Annotated in this window: 19 protein-coding genes; 11 read left to right on the forward strand and 8 right to left on the reverse strand. The window is 53.1% G+C overall.

Annotated features, from left to right (window positions below; translation table 11 throughout):
• Window positions 1-15 precede the first annotated feature (15 nt).
• The 4 genes from THS27_RS20960 to THS27_RS20975 all read right to left on the reverse strand — a co-directional run bounded on the left by THS27_RS20960 (window position 16) and on the right by THS27_RS20975 (window position 3,667).
• Window positions 16-840 carry a PhzF family phenazine biosynthesis protein gene (locus THS27_RS20960; protein ID WP_085594142.1) on the reverse strand — a complete coding sequence of 275 codons (825 nt, stop codon included), beginning with the start codon at window positions 838-840 and terminating at the stop codon, window positions 16-18.
• A 60-nt stretch (window positions 841-900) separates the two neighbouring features.
• The gene (locus THS27_RS20965; protein ID WP_246833053.1) at window positions 901-2,283 is read right to left on the reverse strand and encodes a pyridoxal-dependent decarboxylase; all 1,383 of its coding nucleotides are present in this window, start codon (window positions 2,281-2,283) and stop codon (window positions 901-903) included.
• Window positions 2,267-3,244 (reverse strand): threonine dehydratase, encoded by a 978-nt coding sequence (locus tag THS27_RS20970; protein ID WP_085594146.1) that lies wholly within the window; start codon window positions 3,242-3,244, stop codon window positions 2,267-2,269. The genes THS27_RS20965 and THS27_RS20970 overlap by 17 nt, the downstream gene beginning before the upstream one ends.
• A 135-nt stretch (window positions 3,245-3,379) precedes the next feature.
• Entirely contained in the window at window positions 3,380-3,667 is a 288-nt protein-coding gene (locus THS27_RS20975) for a DUF1127 domain-containing protein (protein WP_085594148.1), read from the reverse strand.
• A gap of 79 nt (window positions 3,668-3,746) precedes the next feature.
• Here THS27_RS20975 and THS27_RS20980 point away from each other — a divergent pair, with 79 nt between their 5' ends.
• Together THS27_RS20980 and THS27_RS26720 are read left to right on the forward strand one after the other, a co-directional pair.
• The gene (locus THS27_RS20980) at window positions 3,747-5,339 is read left to right on the forward strand and encodes a PLP-dependent aminotransferase family protein (protein ID WP_085594150.1); all 1,593 of its coding nucleotides are present in this window, start codon (window positions 3,747-3,749) and stop codon (window positions 5,337-5,339) included.
• A 6-nt stretch (window positions 5,340-5,345) separates the two neighbouring features.
• Complete coding sequence (locus THS27_RS26720; RefSeq protein ID WP_139835686.1) at window positions 5,346-5,876, forward strand: hypothetical protein; 531 nt, start codon at window positions 5,346-5,348, stop codon at window positions 5,874-5,876.
• Here THS27_RS26720 and THS27_RS20990 read toward each other — a convergent pair.
• Window positions 5,873-6,838 (reverse strand): PaaX family transcriptional regulator C-terminal domain-containing protein, encoded by a 966-nt coding sequence (locus THS27_RS20990; protein WP_168184961.1) that lies wholly within the window; start codon window positions 6,836-6,838, stop codon window positions 5,873-5,875. The two genes, THS27_RS26720 and THS27_RS20990, sit on opposite strands and share 4 nt — an antisense overlap.
• Window positions 6,839-7,132: 294 nt before the next feature.
• Between THS27_RS20990 and THS27_RS20995 the strand changes: the two genes are divergently transcribed.
• The gene (locus THS27_RS20995; RefSeq protein WP_085594156.1) at window positions 7,133-9,514 is read left to right on the forward strand and encodes an ATP-binding protein; all 2,382 of its coding nucleotides are present in this window, start codon (window positions 7,133-7,135) and stop codon (window positions 9,512-9,514) included.
• Between the two features lie 2 nt (window positions 9,515-9,516).
• Entirely contained in the window at window positions 9,517-10,755 is a 1,239-nt protein-coding gene (locus THS27_RS21000) for an SPOR domain-containing protein (protein ID WP_085594158.1), read from the forward strand.
• Between the two features lie 13 nt (window positions 10,756-10,768).
• Here the strand turns inward: THS27_RS21000 and THS27_RS21005 are convergent, their stop codons facing one another.
• Complete coding sequence (locus THS27_RS21005) at window positions 10,769-11,086, reverse strand: DUF5818 domain-containing protein (RefSeq protein WP_085594160.1); 318 nt, start codon at window positions 11,084-11,086, stop codon at window positions 10,769-10,771.
• Window positions 11,087-11,242: 156 nt separating this feature from the next.
• Here THS27_RS21005 and THS27_RS21010 point away from each other — a divergent pair, with 156 nt between their 5' ends.
• The 4 genes from THS27_RS21010 (at window position 11,243) to THS27_RS21025 (ending at window position 17,364) form a co-directional block, all read left to right on the forward strand.
• Entirely contained in the window at window positions 11,243-11,974 is a 732-nt protein-coding gene (locus tag THS27_RS21010) for a GGDEF domain-containing protein (protein ID WP_085594162.1), read from the forward strand.
• A 126-nt stretch (window positions 11,975-12,100) separates the two neighbouring features.
• Window positions 12,101-14,116: an EAL domain-containing protein gene (locus tag THS27_RS21015; protein WP_246833054.1), complete on the forward strand. Its 2,016-nt coding sequence runs from the start codon at window positions 12,101-12,103 to the stop codon at window positions 14,114-14,116.
• Window positions 14,113-15,981: a diguanylate cyclase domain-containing protein gene (locus THS27_RS21020; protein WP_085594164.1), complete on the forward strand. Its 1,869-nt coding sequence runs from the start codon at window positions 14,113-14,115 to the stop codon at window positions 15,979-15,981. Before THS27_RS21015 ends, THS27_RS21020 begins: the two co-directional genes overlap by 4 nt.
• 12 nt (window positions 15,982-15,993) lie before the next feature.
• Window positions 15,994-17,364 carry a DUF2336 domain-containing protein gene (locus THS27_RS21025; RefSeq protein ID WP_085594166.1) on the forward strand — a complete coding sequence of 457 codons (1,371 nt, stop codon included), beginning with the start codon at window positions 15,994-15,996 and terminating at the stop codon, window positions 17,362-17,364.
• A 247-nt stretch (window positions 17,365-17,611) separates the two neighbouring features.
• Here the strand turns inward: THS27_RS21025 and THS27_RS21030 are convergent, their stop codons facing one another.
• Together THS27_RS21030 and THS27_RS21035 are read right to left on the reverse strand one after the other, a co-directional pair.
• On the reverse strand, window positions 17,612-18,091 hold the full coding sequence (locus tag THS27_RS21030; RefSeq protein ID WP_085594168.1) for a GNAT family N-acetyltransferase: 480 nt from the start codon (window positions 18,089-18,091) through the stop codon (window positions 17,612-17,614).
• Window positions 18,092-18,106: 15 nt separating this feature from the next.
• Complete coding sequence (locus tag THS27_RS21035; protein WP_085594170.1) at window positions 18,107-18,358, reverse strand: sulfurtransferase TusA family protein; 252 nt, start codon at window positions 18,356-18,358, stop codon at window positions 18,107-18,109.
• A 133-nt stretch (window positions 18,359-18,491) separates the two neighbouring features.
• On the opposite strand from THS27_RS21035, the gene THS27_RS21040 reads away from it, so the two are divergent.
• The 3 genes from THS27_RS21040 (at window position 18,492) to THS27_RS21050 (ending at window position 21,009) form a co-directional block, all read left to right on the forward strand.
• The gene (locus tag THS27_RS21040; RefSeq protein WP_085594199.1) at window positions 18,492-19,415 is read left to right on the forward strand and encodes a sulfite exporter TauE/SafE family protein; all 924 of its coding nucleotides are present in this window, start codon (window positions 18,492-18,494) and stop codon (window positions 19,413-19,415) included.
• A 14-nt stretch (window positions 19,416-19,429) separates the two neighbouring features.
• Window positions 19,430-20,254 (forward strand): TIGR02186 family protein, encoded by an 825-nt coding sequence (locus THS27_RS21045; protein WP_085594201.1) that lies wholly within the window; start codon window positions 19,430-19,432, stop codon window positions 20,252-20,254.
• Between the two features lie 254 nt (window positions 20,255-20,508).
• Window positions 20,509-21,009 carry a universal stress protein gene (locus THS27_RS21050; RefSeq protein ID WP_085594172.1) on the forward strand — a complete coding sequence of 167 codons (501 nt, stop codon included), beginning with the start codon at window positions 20,509-20,511 and terminating at the stop codon, window positions 21,007-21,009.
• Window positions 21,010-21,020 lie beyond the last annotated feature (11 nt).

The following is a 21,020-nucleotide window of genomic DNA, read 5'->3' on the forward strand; positions in this document are numbered from 1 at the left end:
TAATAGGTCCTGAGCCTAGTCCGGTAAAAATATTTCACCTTTTAAATACAAAACCGCCAGTCCCTTAAGATGCACCCGATCGCCCTTGACGGTGCAGTCGATAAAACCGCCCCGCGATGATGCCTGATACCCAATCACATTGGTTTTGCCGGTTTTTAGCGCCCAATAAGGCGCAACAACGCAGTGCATATACCCCGTTACCGGGTCTTCATTAATACCCAATGCAGGTAAAAAATACCGCGACACCATGTCGCAGTCATCGCTGTCAGACGGTGCCGTTACAATCACGCCGCGCTCTGCCAGTGTTGCAAGAACCGACATGTCAGGCGTCATATGTCGCACGGTTCCGGCATCATCATAAACCAGCACATAATCGGTATCGCGACTGGCAACCTTAAAACAGGCAACAGCACGGTCTGATGAAAGGGCGCTGGCAATATTTTCGGGCAACACCTCTTCGGTCAGCGGCTGCGCGGGAAAATTCAACACAATCGCCTCACCATCGCGCCGTGCAGTTAAAATGCCGCTTTTGCTTTGCAGACGAATTTCATCGCCCGTAACGCCTAGCTGGTTAAACAGCACATAGGCACTGGCTAAGGTCGCATGGCCGCACAACGGCACCTCAACAGTGGGGGTGAACCAGCGAATATGATAATCGGCATCACCATCGGCCACCTTGACGAAAAATGCGGTTTCCGAAAGATTGTTTTCCATCGCAATCTGTTGCATCACCCCGTCAGGCAACCAGCGTTCCAGCGGCACCACAGCCGCGGGATTACCGGCAAAAAGGTGGCTGGTAAATGCATCGACCTGATAAACCGGTAACGACGTATGGGTCATAAAAACTACCTTCTTCCCAAGCGTTGTCGCAAAACTTCCACGCAACATCACGTTTAATGACTATAGAACACCCTGAATGGCATTTTTAACAATAACCAGGTCATGGTCCCGGGTGCGCCAATTGCTAAACGCCGCGCGAAACCCGAAACGTTCATTATAAATGGTTGGCGTTAAAAACACCTTTTCGGTCGCATTTATACGGGCCAGAAGCTGGCGGTTGGCATCATCATTGCCGCGTCCGCAAAACATCACCACATTCAACAATGGGTCACGCAGCAAAATCAACTCGTCATGATCCGCCACCCAATGGGCAAGGTCACGTGCCTGATCACAATTACGTCGCACAATATCGGCAATACCGTCACGACCATAAGCCGTAATCGCCATCCAGATCGGCAAAGCCCGAAACCGGCGCGAATTTTCGACCCCGCGATTGATATAGTTATTGCCCGGCACAGTGGACGCCAGATACGGGGCAAAAGCCCGAAAACATTTTTCCAGCACCGAAATCTGCCGCGTCAGGAAAATACCGCAGTCATAAGGTACATTTAGCCATTTATGCCCGTCTGACGTAATAGAATCAGCCCGGTCAATACCGGTCAACAAATGTGCGCGACGCTCATCAAGGGCCGCAAACAACCCGAATGCAGCATCCACATGCAACCACGCGCCATGGGCCGCGCATAAGTCGGCAATCGCGACCAGGTCATCAAAATCGGTTGCGTTCACCGTGCCCGCACTGGCAATAACCATTTTTGCCTTTGATGCACTGTTTACCAGTTTGTCAGCCAGATCCTGCACATGCATGGCTTCGGTGCCCGGCTCGGTCGCGACGCGAATAATATTGTTGCGCCCCACCCCGGAAACCGACAAATCCTTAATCATGCTGGCATGAGGGGTGGCGGAAAACACCTCGAACGACGGCAGGGCAACAGCACCATCCGCGTCCACATCAATGCCAACCTGTTCGCCGCACCATTGCCGGGCTGTCACCACCGCCAAAAGGTTTGATGCCGTTGCCCCCGTGGTTAACGCACCATCAAACCGGGCACGCGGCAACCCGCCCAAATCACAAATCCAGTTAATAACCTGCTGTTCCACTGCCGATGCAACCGACCCTTCCGGCCCGGTTGCGTTCTGGTCAATGGTACTGGCGATCCAGTCGCCCGCAACCGCTGCCGGGGTGGCGCCACCGGTTACAAAGCCCAGGTATCGCGGGCCGCTGGATGTGGCAAGGTAAGGTAAAATATCCTGTTTCAGGGCATCAAGGGCCGCAAGCGCACCGTCACCCTGCGCCGGCAAGGGTATGGAGGGGTTAAAGGTGCTGCTATCATGGCATACAACCGGAGCATCATCGCCCGATTTCAAATAGTCCTGCGCAATTTCGCCAACTTTTGCAAAAATGTCGCCAATCTGGTTCAGGTCTTCAAATTTCCGGTTCATCTTCGTTACTTTCCTGCAGGATCTCTGCATAAGCATCGCGGTCAATATTGGCACCGCTTAAAATAACAGCGTTTTTCTTGCCAATGGCGCGGTTTTTATCTGCGATAATCGCGGCCAGGGCACAGGCGCCCGCACCTTCGGTCAGGTTATGGGTGGCACTAAAATAAAGCCGCATCGCCTGTTTTATCTGATCATCGGATACGGCAATGATATCGGCCGCTCCGCGTTTGATAATTTCAAATGCTGAAGGGTCCGGCTTGCGGCACGCCACCCCGTCGGCAAAGGTCACGGCGGTTCCGGTTTCGCAAATCTCGCCCTTGTAAAAGGACTGGCGCACTGCATCGGCACCTGTGGCAACAACACCGATAATTTCCGTTTTAAGCCCCAGCGCATCGCGCGCCGTAATCAGGCTGCAAATCCCCGACCCCATGCCAATTGGTACATAAACCCGATCCAGTTTTTCGATGGCGCTGAACATCTCAATCCCGTAGGAGGCGACACCGCGCACCAGTTCGGGGTGAAACGGCGGCACCATAACCAAATCATCTTCAACTGCTTTTTGGCGGGCGAAATCGGCGGCGTCTTGAAAATCGTCACCATGTTCGATGACATCGGCACCCAGCGCACGCATAGAGGCATTTTTCTCACGCGAATTGCCAAAGGGCACAATAATGGTCGCCCGCAGGCCAAACACACTGGCAGCATAAGCCAGACTTTGACCATGATTACCCCGTGTTGCACTAATGATGCCGTTAATGATTTGTGTGGATCGTGACAAATATCGACAAAAAGTAAGGCCCCCACGCACTTTGAATGCGCCCAGGCGCGTGTGGTTCTCGTGCTTGACATAAATGGACAATCCCGTTGCCCGGTCCAGAAGCGGCCATCGAATGGTTGGCGTTGGCGCAACATATTCATGCACAAAATCAGCGGCGTCGGTCAGTTCCCGAGCAGTAAACACATTGTACCCCTGTATAGAAATTGTAACCTTATGCTCAAATCTGCATTGTATGCCTATCCAGGATACAACATTGTCCCCGTTATGCGGGGTGGCGACCGGAACGCGAGGGAGCGGTGCGTTCCGGCCGCAACGCGGTTAAAAACCGCGCGGGGGGTGGTCCCGTAAAACCGGTGCAGAAACATACATATCGACATCGGCTCTTGTCAGCCCAACATCCTTAAGCAACCTGTCATCAAGCCGCTTTACATTGTTCTTTTCCCGGGATTCTTTTTGCATCCACACCAATTTTGCAAACAGGCGACGGATCGCTGTGCCCACAAAACCCTGGCGGGTTGCTTTTGCATCCCCTGCGCTCTGGTCTTGCGGCATTGCACCGCCTGCGAGAGTCGCAGGAAACCGGATTGTATCGTTACAATTCGTCATGATTTCCTCCTGCTTTCAAATTGTGTCGATTTCCTTTTGTCATTGACATTGTATCACTGTCAATTTAAACATTGTCACCATGACAATATGGATCCCCGACCTTTCATCCGGTAGCGGCCCGGTTTATCGCCGCATCGCGCAGGCCATTGGTGCTGCCGTTGAAAAAGGGCAATTGCAGGCGGGTGATCGCCTGCCGACCCATCGAGACATGGCTTATCATTTAGGTGTTACGGTTGGCACGGTAACGCGCGCCTATCGCGAGGCCGAACGCCTGGGCCTTGCCATTGGCGAGGTTGGGCGCGGCACATATGTCAGCGCCCCCCTTGAAACGGACCTGCCCCTGTTGTTACCCGGCCATCCGGTTGCCTTTGGCAAAGGGTCGCAAGGCCCCCAGGCCCCGGTGACGAATGACGCCAACACAAACGCCCCCCATAGAACGGTTGCCGATATGCGACAAGACGTCGCAAATGGTTATGTTCAATCCGGCACCAACAGTGCCCCTGTAAATTTTGGCACTGCCGACGTTTCATTCACCCAAAACCGGGGCACAAACACGGCCTATCCGGTGACACTGGATGATGGACCGATCAATTTTCGTATGAATTGCCCCCTGCCCCCGCAGGAAACCCACATCAATCAGGTGTTGATCGACATCGCGCAAAGCGGCCCGATTGAAAACCTGATTACGTATAAAACTGAATATGGCATGCCCCATCATCGCCAGGCCCTGGCAAAAATGGCCGGGCGTTTCGGGCTGGATGACAACCCCGACCGGGTTTTGCCAACTGCGGGCGTGCAACATGCCATGACCGTCGCTTTAATGACGTTTACCCGGCCAGGTGATCTGGTTCTGTGCGAGGAAATGACCTATCCCAACCTGCGCAGTCTGGCCGCAATGATGCAGTTTCGCCTGCGTGGCGTTGCGATGGATGAAGAAGGCATTTTACCCGATGTTCTGGATAATTTGTGTCGCACACAATCGCCCAGGGTCATCTATTTAATGCCAACCCTGCATAACCCGCTATGCAGCACCATGAGCCACGAACGCCGCGTTGCCATTGCCGAAGTGCTGCGAAAACACAATCTGCTGCTAATCGAAGATGCCATTTATGGCTTTTTAAACCCCGAATCCCCCCCGCCCTTGTCATGCTTTGTCCCCGAACGGGCCATTTACCTGAATGGTATTTCCAAAAGTGTTGGCGGCGGTTTACGCATTGGTTTTATCCACGCCCCGATCCAGTATATTGCCAAACTGGCAAGCGGCATTCGCACCACCTGCTGGATGACACCTGGCATCAATCTGGAACTGGTCACCCGCCTGATCAATGACGGCACGGTTGAACGCTATGAACGCTGGCACCGCGAGGAAGCATCACGCCGGCTTGGCGTTATTCTGGGCAGCCTCAAGGGATATGATGTGCGCTTCCACCCCACCAATTATCATATCTGGCTAACCTTGCCCGACCATATCGAAACCAGCGAACTGGTCATGAATGCGGCAAATTCGGGTGTTATGTTAACTGCAGCCCAGCAATTTGCCGTTGGTGTCCCCCCACGTGGCTTGCGGCTGTCTTTTGGCGCCGAACGTTCAACCGAACGTATTCATCACGGCGTCAACATCATCCTTCGCCTGTTGCAAACCAGCGAATTTAGCGACGCTCAGGTCATGTAACGGCTATTGAAAAACGCACCCAAAACGGATTGGCCGGGTAGATTTACACATGCAACCACATTCACCCGCCAATCCGTAATGCCAGCCCTGCAATATGCATCCCCACAACGAACACTATTTTTATGCGCTAAAACCTTTATTTGGCGCAAATTCTTCCATGGCGCCGCCACTGCGTTTTTAATATTCTATCGCAATACACGCATTTTAAAGAGAAATAGCCCGATGTATGCCACCCGCGATGATCAAATGACGACAGATGCTATCAATCACGTCATTCCCGCCCCCAAACGCAATTCGCATTGGCTGGAAACAGTTTTTCAGGTCATCGCCTGGATTTTCCTTGTTCTTAACATCGCAATTGGCATGTCCATGCTATTTGCAAGCAATGTTTCAACAAACATGTTCTCCACTGCCATGGGCTACACATCAGGGATCACGTTTGCGATCAGTGGCGTTATCCTTTGGGCCTTGTTTTTAGCTATTGCCTATGGCCTGAAATATCTGCGCAAAATCGAGGCCAACACAGCAAGGAACTAAACCGCAGCAGGCCCGCCCAGCCGGTTAAAAAACCAGGTGGCGAGTTCGGCTTTGTGCGGTTTTAAATCCGGGGCAAGAATGTTTCCGCCCGGATACGGGCGCAAATGTTGCACAACAAATGGCTCGGATAACGGCACCAGTTGCCAATAAAGTTGCCTGATAACATCCCGTGCGCGGTGGCCGGCCCAGTTCGCAGGCAACAACCGGGCAGGCAGGCCCGGGGCGCGCAATACCACCTGTTTAAAACCGTGCATAAGTACCATGCGCAGCGCAAATGCCAGATCCGGCGTACATTCTGCAGCCAGATCAACCGATAACAGCGGCTCAAACAGGGCCAGTTTTTGCAGATATTCCTGCTGCAAGGATTGCAGGTCCCACGTCGATGCAACCATGTCCCGCAAGGATGCAGATTCGGCAATATCCTGCGTTTCCGCCCGCAACGAAATCGCGGCCGAAGCCAGCCCTGTTTCCGCCAGAATTTGCCGGGTCAAGGCAATATCAATACCCGGATGGGCAAACACATTCCCCGATACGGCCCCAAACCCGCGCCAGGCCAGCATACGTGCGGCCACCCTTTTTTGTTCTGTTGTTATCACATGGTTATCAAACATGATCAGGGTCCATTGCCCGTCCCATTCGGCAGCCGGGGCCGCATAAAACTGACGGCATCCGGGCTCAATCAATCGCCAGCCTTCCGACGTAACCCGATAAACCGCCTGCCGCCCTACCCTTTGGGTGTCAAGCCAGCCATCGCGCGACATTCGAAACACAGCGGTGCGCAACACCCGCTCACTGACCCCGACCGGCGCCAGCAAAGAAATCAGGTCGGCCAAAAAAACGGACTCGCCCCGTGGGCGCAACACATCACATAAAAAAGTAATGACAACCGCACGGCTGCTTAAATCAAGCCGGGAACGAATCATCTCAAACTGTGAATAGGTGTGGCTGGTTTGCCGGTTCATCCCTGTTCCCACCAATATATCCGGAATGGAAATTTTTGCATTTTTGCCCATTTCCATTATTGAGCCAGCTGGTCATTTTGCGTCTATGGCATCAGAATAAACATGATACACAATCATCTAAAATCGACAATATTTGTATCACGATGACGTAAATTATGCGGTGAAAGCACAGGAAAACAAATTTCACGGATGCAATGCTTGACCATTGCATATCCTTGCTTCCAAAATCACTTCGCACTTGCATTTGGCGACCTGCCAAATGCAAGTTTCCGGGGTCCTTACAAAAGAGCGCACATGCCGATTTCCCGCCTTGAAGCAGACGATTGCAGTTTTCCGCATTACCGTATTCGCAGCCCGCAAAAGGACACAACGCCAGAAATTTTCGATTTCACATCGCATTACCGCGCGGCAGAGGCCCTGAAATTTGGCCTGTCGATGTCGGAGCCGGGCTTTAACGTGTTTGTGCTGGGTCTGGACCGGGCCGGGCGCATGACCGCGACAATGGATTATCTGAAAAAATCGATGGAGGACCATCCGGCCCCCGCCGACTGGGTGTATCTGAATAATTTCTCGCGCAGTAACCGCCCCCGCCCCTTTAGCCTGGAACCCGGTAATGGCCGCAAACTGACCGAGGCGATGGAAACCCTGATTTCCCATCTGCGCGAAGCCTTTGCCGCCGCTTTTAACGCCCCGGCGCACCTGACCGAAACCCAAGCCCAAACCGAAGAAGCGCGCCATCAGGTTCGCGATAAATTCGAGATTCTGCGCAATTTTGCCCGTGAACGCGGGCTTGATGTTCAGGAAAACGAAAAAGGTGTCATGATCGTCGCACTTGACGATGAAGGCGAACCCATCGCGATGGACAAACTTACCAAGGAACGCCGCGATACAGCCGACGCCGTTTTTGAAGAAGTCGCCGAAGAAGCCCGCAAAACCCTGCTGTCAACGCGCGACCTTGAAGACCAGATTGGCGATACGCTGGACAGTCTGCGCCGGTCGGCCGCGAGTGAGGTATTAAAACCCCGCATTGAAAAATTGCGCGAGGTTTTTACCGTGCCTGGCCTGAAGGCATGGTTCGACGCACTTGAAGCAGATATCCTCGATAATATTGATGCTTTTGAAGAACCCGACGATCAACCTGCAATCGACCTTGGCGATGGAAAAATGCCTGAAACGGTCGAAGATCGCTATGCCGTTAATTTGCTTATCGATCATTCCCGCGATGAGCATCCTGACGTGGTTCTGGAACCATCGCCCAGCTACGACAATTTGTTTGGTCAAATTCAATATCGCCCGATGGCAGGCGGAATGCACCCGCATTTCTCGCTGATCAAACCAGGGGCGTTGCACCGGGCAAATGGCGGTGTGCTGGTATTACGTGCCGAAAGCCTGGTTGAACATGAAGAAAGCTGGAACTACCTGAAAGCCGCCTTGCGCGACGGCGAAATCCGCATCGAGGAACGTCAAAAGTCCGGCCCGCCCACCGCAGGCGCGCCCGAACCGCGCGCCATTCCGCTTGACGTTAAAATTGTCATCGTTGGTGCGCCGAAATACTATTATTCGTTCTTTTCCCTGGATGTCGACTTTCGCAACCATTTTCGCGTCAAGGCCGACATCGACCCCGATATGCCAGCGATCGCCCGCAACATCACCACCTATACCGGGCTTTTGACCCGTTCGGTGCAGGCACGTTCGGGCATCTCGATTGATACCGGCGCCATTCGCCAGTTGCTGGGACAGGCCGCACGCTGGGCAGGCGAACGCGACAAAATCTCCGCCCAGATCGAACGGGTCGAAGATGTCGCGATCGAGGCCGGTGCGCTGGCAAAAACAACAGGTCGCACGACCATTCGTGCCGCAGATGTCAAACGTGCGATTGAAGAACGCCGCCATCGCAACAGCCGCCTTGAGGACAGATCCCACGAACGCGTGCAACGCCGCGAAGTCCTGATTGACAGCTTTGGCAGTGTTATCGGTCAGGTAAACGCGCTGACCGTGCTGGATTATGGCGATCACGCCTTTGGCCTGCCCGCCCGTGTTACAGCCCGCAGCTATGTAGGCAACCTGGGTGTTTTAAATATTGAACGCATGGTCGATCTGTCTGGCCCGTTACAGCAAAAATCGGTTATGACAATCGAGGGTTTTTTAAAATCCCGCTTCGCCCAGGAATTTCCGCTGTCTTTTGCCTGTTCTGTCACGTTCGAGCAAAATTACGGCGGAATCGAAGGGGATTCAGCCTCGCTTGCCGAGTTATGTGCAATTATTTCAGCGATTTCTCAGGTGCCGGTTAAACAAAATATTGGCGTTACCGGGTCGATGAACCAGTTTGGCGAAGCACAGGTGGTAGGCGGTATTGCCCATAAAATCGAAGGATTTTATCGCATTTGCGCCGATCAGGGTTTTACCGGGGACCAAGGTGTCATCGTACCTGCAGCCAATGCCGAAAACATTATTCTGCGCGACGAAGTGGTTCATGCCATCCGTCAGGGCAAGTTTAATATCTGGACCATCGATAATATCAGCGATGCCATCGAAATTCTAACCGGCAAACCCTGTGGCGATACCGCAGATGGCAATTACCCCGAAGACAGCGTTTTTGCCAGGGCCATGGAACGATTACGCCGCAACGATGTGCTACTGCGCGAACGGCACGCTTATCCTGGCTGGTCGGAATAGTGATGCATTCTAACCCTGACATCCCCTCTTGCGACCCTGCCCGTGCCCTACCCAATGGTAAAACCGGCGGGCCGGGCCGCAATCTGGCACCTCAAAAATCGTCACAGGCCCGGCAGCTGTTAGGCGTCACGGCACTGGTCGTATTGATGTGCCAGGCGGGGGGCCTCACACCCGCCCATGCCCAAAATGCCGCCCTTAACAGCAAGGCCGACACCGTATCCGGGCTTAATGCCATTCCCACCGACCTGCCCGGCAGTGCGCGGCGCAGCGCTGGCAACACAACAAACAGAAATGGGCCGCTTAACCTGCTGGAACTGGCAAAAGCACGCCACAAGAACGCAGAAAATACAGCCTATTCCCAAACATCTCCTGCCAGCGCGGATCCTCGTACAACCGATTTCCTGCTTTCCAGCCGCTATCGCAATGACAAACTGGCAAAATCCGGCACCCCAAAATTAAAACGCCCGGCAGATGCCAATGTCATTCAGGCATCGATCATGCAATCAAATAACGGACAAAATGCCCCCGCGTCACAATGGACGCAGCCAAGAATTCAAAACACCGCCCCGATCAAAACTGTAACGCCCCCCACCATATCCAAACCGGTCATCGCACCACCAACACCGCCTGCCACCGCCCACCAGCCCGCCCCTGCACCACAAAACAGCCAAATCATTACCCCGTGGGGCCACAAAAATAGTGATACAGATGCAGTCGGTACGACCAACACGCCCCGCACCGGGAATAACGGCATAAACAGGAAAAAAGATGATCCGGCAATGCCGCCAGCGGCAGGTTCTTCGGCGATTTTTGCTCTTCCCCTGGCGGCACCTGAACACCCCCAATCACAACCACCCGAACAAATGCCGACGGCACCGGCAATGACAAAACCCCATCAGGCAACAACACAGTCGCCATCACCGCAGGCAAACATGCACGCACCTGCCATCCCTGCACCCGACAGGACAGCGGCAATGCCACCGGTAACCAACGGCGATTTTGTCATGCAGCTTGGCGCGTTTCGCACGGCCATTTCGGCTGAAACCTATTGGGCCAGTTTTGCCATTCGCTATCCCGACCTCGCGGCACAGCATCATCATTACCTTGGCGTTATTGATCTGGGCGAAAAAGGCCGGTTCCACCGCCTGCGTATTGGCGGCTTTGCCTCGCTTGCCCAAGCCAAAGAAAAATGCCGCCAGCTTGCAGCTGACGGCACCGCCTGTATCGGGTTACCCCGATAGGAATTTATACAAATTACTGCCCGGTTTTTGCGGGTGCCAGCATGGTGATTTTATCAACAATCAGGGTCGACGCTTCACGGCATGTCGTCATTAGTGCCGAATGCCCGGTAACCCGTACAAGATCACCCGGGCGGAAACCTGATGCCTTGTTTGCCAGTGCATACAACGTCCCGTCATTGGCGCGGAATGTCACGCATTCCTGCCCCTGATCGGTAATTTCACCTGTTGTTGTAATCGTGTCGCGGTTAAATGTGCTGCATGCTCCAAGCATGACAACCAGAGCGGATGCCGCAACAACTTTGACGTGCCTGTGACCCAACCAGAAACTCATTTCTCACGTCTCCTTGACGGATTTTCATTTAAAAAGCGGTTTCAAAGATATTGTTAAGACTCTTGTAACCGACAGCTTTTAAAAAAACACTTCTGATTCCATTTTGTAGCCGTTTCGACGTCCCCTGTCATTGCCTGAAACAAGCGATGGAACAACATGAAAGATGTTGATCTACCCCTGCTGCAATCCTTATTAAAGGCTGCTTCCCTGCGCCCGGATCAAAAACAGCCGCGCCCGGATGAGCCGACACCGGAATTATCGACCCTGATTAAACATGTTCACAGCCTGCAAACCCGGCTTGATCAATCGGAAAACCGTGTTCGCCAGCTTGAAAATTTGCTTGATACCGACGATCTGACAGGCCTTCATAACCGGCGCGGTTTTTTGCGTTTGTTAAAACAAACCCTGGGCACCACTCCCAATTCCCGTCCTGAAACAAGCGTGATAATCGCCGACCTTGATGGTTTCAAAAAAACCAATGACCAACATGGCCATGCCGCAGGTGACACTGTTTTGCGCCATTTTGCCCACATCCTTAAAAAACACCTGGCCGTAAAAGATTTTGCCGGTCGGCTGGGCGGCGACGAATTTGCCGTTGCCCTGGTAAATCACGGCACCCCGCATGGTCATTCCTTTATTGATCGCGTCAAATCGTCCCTCGGCAGGTCACCGGTTTTATGGCACCATGCCCATATTGCGGTTGTTGCCAGTTTTGGTGTGGCAAGCAGCCATGATCACCGCAGCCTGAACCGTCTGTTGCACAGTGCTGACATGGAAATGTATCGTCACAAACATGGCACAGCTGGCATAACCCCAAAGGCTGACTTGCAACAACGTGGTAAAAGCCACGATCCCGGCACAGGATGGGACCAGAACCTGGTGTCGTGAAGCCGTTTATTTTTTGTGGTTTTCCTTCAATATCGCTGCAATAAGCGCTATCTATACCATTGGCGAGCATCAATCGGACCTGATAGCTGGTCTATAACAACATAAGAATAGCTTGGCGGTCATGGAATGACAGAACATTCTTCGGCAGATATTGGCGAAACAGACCGCGACCTTTTGGCTGCGATGGCGTTTTGCTGGGCCGACATGCTGCTTGAAGTGGACGAAAACGGCTATGTTCTTTTCGCTGCCGGTGCAATTGAAAGTTTGCTGGGCTGCACGCCCGAACGCCTTGTTGGCGAAGCCCTAGAACAATTGATTGTGGCGGCCGAACGTCCGCTTTTGCGGGCCTATCTGCACAGCAGCACCGGTATAAAACGGCTGGAAGAACTTGATCTCGACCTTCAGGTGCCCGCGACACACACCACACCATCATCTGTTTTACCCATATCGATCAGCGGTTATCTGATCTCTGATCCGGTTGGCCGGTATTTTCTTGCAATTCGTCATCGGGCAATTCGCCCCCGTGCACGTCACGGCATCGACCGGCTTATCCTGCAACAGGGCATGTCTGGTCGGACCCGGCTGGCACGAAAAAAAACGACCGGAAAATTATCTGTGCCGGAAACAGCGATGTCGCGTTTTAACGAATTACCTGACACAGACAAACCAGATCAGCCAACACATCACAATACAGCACTGATTGTTCTTGAAAACCTGGCCGCCGCACGCAGCCGCGCCGAGACCGAAGCGGCCAACGAACTTTCCGACATGATCCGTCAACGCAACCGTGATGATCACCCCGGTGCGCAACCGTCTCACCGCCCGGGCATGCACGAACCCATGATCGAACTGGAACGCCGGATTGTGGCCTATGCCAGTGCCTTGCGCGCCGATTTAAACGACCCTGCCTTTTCTGAAACCGGCGACATACAGCAAGGCGAGCCCGCGCAGGACGCAACAGCATCAGCGTCGCCATCTGATGAAACCACCCAAACGACACCCGACACCGATAACACATCCCCCGCGTTGCAAACATTTCAGTCAGAAGGTAACCCGGCCAGTCTTGCACAAACAGAACAAGATGCGTTCGGTGTGCTGCACAATGTCGCCCATTCCCTGATCGAGCTTGAATCCGACGCCGACGAACCGGTTTTTGAAGGCCCTGACTATGAGGTTGCCCACGCGGTACATCATCAGCATGATGTTGAGGGAGATGGTTTCACCACCAACCTGACACGCGCGGTTGCCTATGCTCTTAACCGGTTGCACGCCCGACGCGATACCCGTGATGATGTCAGTGCCGAAAAACTTTCTGCCAGCCTGCCCGGGCTTATTCAGGAAACAATGAAATCGGTACGGGCATTTCGCGAAATTGTTAAAAACGGGTCCTTTACCGTCGCCCTTCAGCCAATCGTCAGCCTGAATGATGAAAAAATTCACCATTACGAGGCCCTCGCCCGCTTTACGGGAACAGACGACACCCTTGCCATCGACCAGATTATTCATTTTGCCGAAGGTACCGGCCTGATCACCGAATTTGACCTGGCAATGTGCCGCAAAGTGCTGGAATATATGTCGTCGGAACAATGCCCGCCCAACATGCATATCGCAATCAATCTATCCGGGCATTCCCTTGAGCAGCACGAATTTGATACCGCCCTTTTGCAGGTTCTTGACGATTTCGCCATTGACCCGTCACTGGTTTATTTTGAAGTCACCGAAACAGCCCGCATCACCAATTTACGGCTGGTCAATGCCACCTTGCAGCAATTGCGGTCACGCGGGCATATGGTGTGCCTGGATGATTTTGGCGCCGGGGCTGCCAATTTTGAATATCTCAGCGCGCTTGACGTTGACGTTATCAAATTTGATGGTCGCGCCATGCAAACCGCCCTTGCCAACCCCAAGGGTCGGGCCTTTTTAAAGGCCACAGCGTCACTGTGTCGTGATTTGAAAATCAACACAATTGCCGAAATGATCCATAATGTCGCGACCTTCGAAATGCTGCGCGACCTTGGCATCGATTTTGGTCAGGGATACCATTTTGGTCATCCTGAAACTGTTCATTTTACCCCTAAAAACAATCCATTGGCGGGAAGCAATAATGCAAATACCACCCCGCCAGCAGGAGACCGCCGATGATTTCTCGCCTGATCTATCGTAAAAAGAAATCAGTCCGTGAGAAAGTACCCTCCGCTGTCGACACACAGGTTGAAACGGTTGAACCTGCCCGTGCCAATCCTGCCGATATTGCCCAGTCTGACCCGAGCACCCTGCGCGAACGCCGCGCCGCTGCCATCAGCGGCACCCTGAACGCGCACGATGCCAGCGATGTTGACCAGAACGCCCTGCGATTTGAACTTGAACCATCCACCATGGCCCAGGCTGAGGCCCCGGTAATGGTGATGCGGCAAAACGGCACACCATTATTTGCCAATAAAAACGCCATGGGTTTTGCCGACGGCATTCGCGAAGGACTGTTCCCGGAAATTGTTGCGCTGATCGCCCGTGCGCTTGAGACGCCAGGCGGCGTTGTCGAACTTTTGACATTCGAGGTTCAGCGCGGTACGGCAACGCTTGAACTCACCGCATTGCCAATGCGGGATGACTTTATTTTGTTGCTGCCCCGCGACGTATCGATGGACCGCAACCTGCGCGAGGCACTGATTGATTCGCGCCAGCGCTATCGCGATATTGTCGAGGTTTCATCGGCCTTTGCCTGGGAAACCGACGAAAGCGGAAAATTTGTTTTTGTATCCCCGCGTGGCGCGATGGATTATCAGGCAAAATCACTGTTGGGCCGCCTGCCAATCGATTTTATGATCGAAAAAAACGATCAGGATGCCGAACAGGTTTTTAAAACAATCCGTGCTGTACGCGACATGCCGATCTGGTTTTACCGTGCTAATGGCAACAGCGCCTGCCTGTCGGTTTCGGCAACGCCAATCATTAATCGCGACGGCAAATGGTGCGGGGCACGCGGCCTCGCCCATGACATTACCGAACAACGCCAGCATGAAACAGAAATTGCCAATGCCCGGAACCGCGACCGGTTAATTACCTATATCGTTCGGGCCATGCGCGATGAAATCAACCCGACCGAAGTGTTGCGCAATGCTGCCACGGCCAGTTCCCGGGCCCTTGCCTGTGCTGCCTGCGTCATTTTTCGTCCGGAACACGAAGATGGCGACATGGTTGACGTTGCCAGCCAGGGCGACGATGCCTGCAAAAAAATTGCTGCCGAAATTTTAAATTCCCTGCCTGTCGATATCGATAATCAGGAAATTGAAAATGGCAATTACTGGATCAAAATCCGCCGCTGTCATTATCACCACCGGGTTAATGGCGCTGTTGCCTTTATGTTTGAACGCGACCATCCCATTCCCAACGAGGGCGAACGCTCCATTATGGATGACGTTGCCGACCAAATCGGCATTGCCATTGAACAGGCTGATAACCACGACCGCATTGTTATGTTATCGCGAACGGATGGTATGACGGGCCTGTTGAACCGGCGGGCGTTTTTTGATGAATTAAAACGCCGTTATGCCCGCCTTATTCACCAGCCCAGCCCGGCCGCGCTGATGTATGTTGATATGGATAACTTCAAACTGGTCAATGATGTGCACGGGCATCAACGCGGTGACGAAGCCATCCTGACATTAAGCCGTATGCTGCAGGATAACACCCGCCCTGGCGACCTTGTTGCGCGACTGGGCGGCGACGAATTTGTCGTATGGCTGGATGGTGCTGATCGCAATGCCGCCGAAAGCCGCGCCAAAGACCTGATTAGCGCCAGCGCCACCTTGCGCCCGTTATCAGGCCGGGAAGACCGGCCATTGGGCATATCGCTGGGTATCGCGGTTCACGAAATCAATGAAACCGAAGACATTGACGATTTGGTGCAACGTGCTGATGACACAATGTATTTTGTAAAAAAACACGGCAAGGGCAGCTATGCCATTGCCGAACCTGTTGGTGTGCATACGCCAACCAGAACTGACTAGGGAGCCTACCCGATGAAGGGTTTTTTGCAGCGTGTCTTTACGCGGCGCAAGGAAACGCCAATTTCCTACGAGGAAGCCAAGGATATGGCCGCCAGTTCGGCAGCCCATGTTCGCGGAACCCTTGCGCAACGCCATGACACCCGACCGGAAATTTTATATTTTCTGGCAAATGACGCCGAGGCATCGGTTCGACGCCATGTCGCGGAAAACGAGGCAACACCGGTTCAGGCGGACCTGCTGTTAACCGACGACAAGGACGATGATGTCCGCGGGACACTGGCACAAAAAATTGCCAATCTGTCGGACGGGTTAACACCGAACGAAACAGATAAATTACGCCGCATGACCTATCAGGCGCTGGAAAAACTGGCGCGTGATCAGGCCATTCAGGTGCGGCAGGTTATTGCCGAAACACTGAAAGATCTGGTTCATGCCCCGCAACCGATTATTACCCAGCTTGCGCGCGATACGGAAACGGTTGTTTGTGGTCCAATCCTGCAATATTCGCCGGTCCTGACCGAACTTGACCTGCTTGAAATCATTGAAACTAATACGGCATCAGGTGCGCTCAGTTTTGTGTCGCAGCGCCGTAATCTAAGCGAACGTCTGTCAGACGCCATTGCCGCCACCACCGATACCGACGCGATATCGCATTTGCTTGGCAACCGGTCTGCGCAAATTCGCGAGGAAACCCTCGATCAACTTATTGATCGTGCCCCCGATATTCAGCAATGGCACGAACCGCTGGTACAGCGCCCCGCCCTTGGTCCGTCTGCAGCGGGCAAACTGGCCCGATTTGTCGCCCAGAATCTGATATCGGTGCTGGAGCGACGCAAGGATTTAAAAGACGACCAGCTTGCCATGGTGCGCAAAGTGGTTGAACGCCGGATCGAATCCGGTGAATTCAGTGCCGCAGTAAACCGTCAGGGAAAAGCTGACAAAAAAAGCAGCAAAAAGAACAATACTGACAAGGACAAAGCCGCAACACCAGACGACGAGGCCGCAGGCTCCAACGAAACCGAAGCCTATCAGATGGCACTGGACCTGCATGCCAAAGGCAAGCTGACGGACGCCCGTATTTCAACGGCGATGACCGAAAATGATGTTAAGTTTGCCCGGGCGGCGCTTGCTGTGCGGGCAGGAATTCCGTCCGAGGCCGTGGCAAAAGTGTTAAACACCCATTCAGCCAAAGGGGTTGTTTCATTGGCGTGGAAGGCAGGCCTCCCTGCCGATCTGGCCGTGAAAATACAGGTCAAACTGGGCCATGTCCCCCCCGGACAGGCACTTAACCCACGTTCAGGCAATACTTATCCGCTAAGCGAGGATGACATGCTCTGGCAGCTTGAGTTTTTTACCGGCATGGCAACAGTTGGCGTGCGTTAAAACAACAAGCCACCAAATATTTACAACAGGCGCCCCTGATATCGGGGCGCCTGTTGAATTATAAGGAAATATCTGCCGTTAAAAACTGCGCTTAGCATCACCTTAGCACCATCCCTTGGCACCATCCCGCCCGCTATCTTCTGCCCCTAACCGGTTAAAATTCCGGGCGCTTTGATCTTTCTGCATTCGCGTGTGCATCGGGCAAAACCCGCGCCCGTTCACTATTTTCTGCCAGCCAATATGGGCCTTAAATGGCCGGGCGCCGCATGGAAATATGGGGGATACCGTCTTCGTCAAACGGATCACCTTCTGTGACAAAGCCCAGGCCCTGATAAAATCGTTCCAGATGTTGCTGGCCATTCAGGAACACCCCCAACCCCGAAAAATGTTTTTCACACGCCTGGATCGACTGCATCATAATAGCGCGACCAACACCCTGACCGCGCAAGGCCGATGCCGCAACCACCCGCCCAATTGCCGGGTCGCTTCCCTGCGCACTGTGATGCGGGTCAATACCGGCGGGCACAATTCGCGTTGCAGCCACCACCTTTTCATCAATCTGGCCCAAAACATGAAATGACAGCGGATCAAGGCCATCAATTTCGGGAAAAATGCAGTTTTGCTCGATAATAAAAATTTGTTGGCGCAGCATCAGCAAATCATGCAACTGACGCAGTTCCAGGTCGTCAAAACGACCGTGCCACCAAACAATCTGTTCTGCTTTCATAGATATCAGGCTCCGTTAACTGGCGCGGTGTTCAATATGGTAAACAAACACATTGTCTTCCTGTAATGACGCCAGCAATACATTGCCCGTCATCTCGCAAAAAGACTTCATATCTGCAACCGAACCCGGGTCGGTTGCCATTACTTTTATAACGCCGCCTATCGGAACATCACGTAATGCCTTTTTGGTTTTCAAAACCGGCATCGGACACATCAGGCCGCGTGCGTCCAAAACCAGGCTAAAAGGGTCCTGTGGCGAAACAGTCATGGCTTTTCCTTCATATTTTTCATCATCCGGCCGTTCAATTGGTCCCTGCGATGATTTGGCGATTGTTGCATTTGCACAATATGTTAGACTGGCCTTAAATAATCAATCAAACGCTCACGCCTGTGCTGCCGCAATGCAAATCTATCTGCCTATCGCCGAGATGTCGGTAAATGTACTGCTTATTTTAGGTCTTGGCGGCGGCGTCGGATTTGTGTCCGGATTGTTCGGCGTTGGTGGTGGATTTCTGATCACACCGCTTTTGATCTTTTTTGGCATTCCTCCTGCGGTTTCAGTTGCGACTGCCGCCAATCAAATTGTTGCGTCTTCATTGTCGGGTGTCATCGTCCATTGGCGGCGTGGCAATGTTGATGTCAAAATGGGTTTGGTATTGCTGGTCGGTGGTCTTGCCGGGTCATCGTCCGGGGTGGGGATTTTTGCCTGGCTACGGTCGCTGGGGCAAATCGATCTGGTTATTTCGCTATGCTATGTGGTGTTTCTGGGCACCATTGGCGGCATGATGATGATCGAGGCATCGCGCGCCATTTTCCGCACCCGCCGCAAAATCGGCACCGTCCGGCGCAGCAAAAAACATCAACACGGTTTTTTGCATCGTCTGCCGCTTAAGGTCCGGTTTTATCGTTCCGGCCTTTATGTCAGCGCGCTTTTACCCCTTCTGGTCGGGTTTCTGGTTGGTTTGCTGACGGCCTTAATGGGGGTTGGCGGCGGTTTTGTCATGGTTCCGGCCATGATTTACATTCTGGGTATGCCAACCAGCGTGGTTATCGGCACTTCCCTGTTTCAAATCATTTTCGTTTCAGCCAACGTTACCATCCTGCAATCGATCCAGACCCACACCGTGGATGTGGCCCTGGCATTGTTGCTGGTGTCGGGCGCGGTTGTTGGTGCGCAGTTCGGGGCGCGGTTTGGTGCCAAAATCAAGGCTGAATATCTTCGTGCCGGTTTGGCCGCCCTTGTTCTGGCCGTGTGTATCAAGCTGGCACTCGACCTCGTCATCACCCCGAACGATCTGTTCTCTGTTGCGCCGGGGAATTTGTGATGGTGGCATCGGCTATGGCTTCGCTTGTCGCAATTGTTTGTCGCGCGCAGGCCGCTCGACACAATCCTGTACAGCGCCAAAAATCGAGCCATATTTACCTGTCTTTTGCCCTGTTCACCGCCCTGCTTTGCACAGCACTGGTGACAATAAAACCTGCCAAAGCCGACCCTTTGGTCGTTGATCTGTCAAACCACCTGGTGGCGATCAGCACGGGTTTTACCGGCACCGATGTTTTGCTTTTTGGGGCGATTGAAAACAAGGGCGATGTTGTAATTACCGTTCGCGGCCCCGAACGCGACATGATTGTTCGCCGCAAGGAACGCAAGGCAGGCATCTGGATCAACACCAAAAGTGCTTATGTTCGTAATGTCCCTACATATTACGCCACAGCGGCCAGCCGCCCGATCGAGCTGATCGCCAATGACCGGCTGTTTGCGTCCTATCATATCGGGCTACAAAACCAGCGATTTGTCACCACGATGAACGGCGACGATACAGATGACAGCCTGTATCGCGATGCCTTGCTGCGCAATATGGAATATGTCGGCCTGTTTAACGACAAGCCCGCAAAAATTAGTTTTCTATCCAATCAGCTTTTTCGTACCGATGTTCATTTTCCGGCCAACACCCCAACCGGTACCTACGTGATTGATGTTTATTTGATCCGTGACGGGCGCATTGCCAGCATCAAAAGTACACCGCTTGTCGTTTCCAAAACCGGCGTCAGTGCCGATGTTTATGACTTTGCCCATCGCTATTCTGCGCTTTACGGCATTATCGCCGTCATCATTGCAGGGATCGCCGGTTGGGTTGCAAGTGTTCTGTTTCGCAAAAATTAACCCTCCCCGCCCCTTATTTTCCTATGCAATGCCACTGTAAAACTGGCCCGGTTTTCCCTACGACATGCTGCGGATTAATGCTGTCAAGCTGGCGTGCCGCAAATTTATTGCATGCAGCCATGCAGCAAACCGGCTAAAAATAGCTTGGATAATCGCCCTTTGATGCGGCACAATTTCAAAAAACATGGTGCCACCGCAGTCTGTGTTGAGGCGACACCGAACCCCACTGTAAAATCATCACAGGGCAGGAACCGATGAACTCCAACCAAGATGATCGAGAATTACTAAGTTCGAACAACCGAACATTTTTGGTAGTTGTCGATGACAGCGATGAAATGACCAAGGCATTGCGATATGCCTGTCGCCGCGCACAACATACCGGCGGACGGGTGGCTTTGCTTAGCGTTATCGAACCGGCAGAATTTCAGCACTGGATGGCCGTTGGTGATTTGATGCAGGAAGAAGCCCGCGAAAACGCCGAAAACCGGATCAATGATCTGGCAGGTTATGTGCATGAACAGACCGGCTTCATGCCATTGTTGTTCATTCGCGAAGGCCGCATCAAGGATGAACTTCTGAGTGTGCTGGAAGAAGAACAGATTTCAATTCTGGTTCTGGCTGCCAGCGCCAATAATGAAGGCCCGGGCCCCCTGATTACGGCCCTGACCAAAAGCGATGTTGTCGGCCAGCTTCGTTTACCCCTGACCATCGTACCGGCAGCGCTGTCCGATGCGGATATTGATGCGCTAAGCTAGGGCTGAACGAC

It is taken from the genome of Thalassospira sp. MCCC 1A01428, from assembly GCF_002115825.1.
GTDB lineage: Bacteria > Pseudomonadota > Alphaproteobacteria > Rhodospirillales > Thalassospiraceae > Thalassospira.

What these genes read in the sequence shown, in the direction of transcription:
- THS27_RS21035 (WP_085594170.1), bottom strand. Translation starts at nt 18,358, where the DNA reads ATGACTGTTTCGCCACAGGACCCTTTTAGCCTGGTTTTGGACGCACGC.
- THS27_RS21025 (WP_085594166.1), top strand. Translation starts at nt 15,994, where the DNA reads ATGAAGGGTTTTTTGCAGCGTGTCTTTACGCGGCGCAAGGAAACGCCA.
- THS27_RS21040 (WP_085594199.1), top strand. Translation starts at nt 18,492, where the DNA reads ATGCAAATCTATCTGCCTATCGCCGAGATGTCGGTAAATGTACTGCTT.
- THS27_RS20995 (WP_085594156.1), top strand. Translation starts at nt 7,133, where the DNA reads ATGCCGATTTCCCGCCTTGAAGCAGACGATTGCAGTTTTCCGCATTAC.
- THS27_RS21000 (WP_085594158.1), top strand. Translation starts at nt 9,517, where the DNA reads ATGCATTCTAACCCTGACATCCCCTCTTGCGACCCTGCCCGTGCCCTA.
- THS27_RS20990 (WP_168184961.1), bottom strand. Translation starts at nt 6,838, where the DNA reads ATGAACCGGCAAACCAGCCACACCTATTCACAGTTTGAGATGATTCGT.
- THS27_RS21015 (WP_246833054.1), top strand. Translation starts at nt 12,101, where the DNA reads ATGACAGAACATTCTTCGGCAGATATTGGCGAAACAGACCGCGACCTT.
- THS27_RS21030 (WP_085594168.1), bottom strand. Translation starts at nt 18,091, where the DNA reads ATGAAAGCAGAACAGATTGTTTGGTGGCACGGTCGTTTTGACGACCTG.
- THS27_RS21045 (WP_085594201.1), top strand. Translation starts at nt 19,430, where the DNA reads ATGGCTTCGCTTGTCGCAATTGTTTGTCGCGCGCAGGCCGCTCGACAC.
- THS27_RS20975 (WP_085594148.1), bottom strand. Translation starts at nt 3,667, where the DNA reads ATGACGAATTGTAACGATACAATCCGGTTTCCTGCGACTCTCGCAGGC.
- THS27_RS21005 (WP_085594160.1), bottom strand. Translation starts at nt 11,086, where the DNA reads ATGAGTTTCTGGTTGGGTCACAGGCACGTCAAAGTTGTTGCGGCATCC.
- THS27_RS21050 (WP_085594172.1), top strand. Translation starts at nt 20,509, where the DNA reads ATGAACTCCAACCAAGATGATCGAGAATTACTAAGTTCGAACAACCGA.
- THS27_RS20980 (WP_085594150.1), top strand. Translation starts at nt 3,747, where the DNA reads ATGACAATATGGATCCCCGACCTTTCATCCGGTAGCGGCCCGGTTTAT.
- THS27_RS20960 (WP_085594142.1), bottom strand. Translation starts at nt 840, where the DNA reads ATGACCCATACGTCGTTACCGGTTTATCAGGTCGATGCATTTACCAGC.
- THS27_RS21010 (WP_085594162.1), top strand. Translation starts at nt 11,243, where the DNA reads ATGAAAGATGTTGATCTACCCCTGCTGCAATCCTTATTAAAGGCTGCT.
- THS27_RS21020 (WP_085594164.1), top strand. Translation starts at nt 14,113, where the DNA reads ATGATTTCTCGCCTGATCTATCGTAAAAAGAAATCAGTCCGTGAGAAA.
- THS27_RS20965 (WP_246833053.1), bottom strand. Translation starts at nt 2,283, where the DNA reads ATGAACCGGAAATTTGAAGACCTGAACCAGATTGGCGACATTTTTGCA.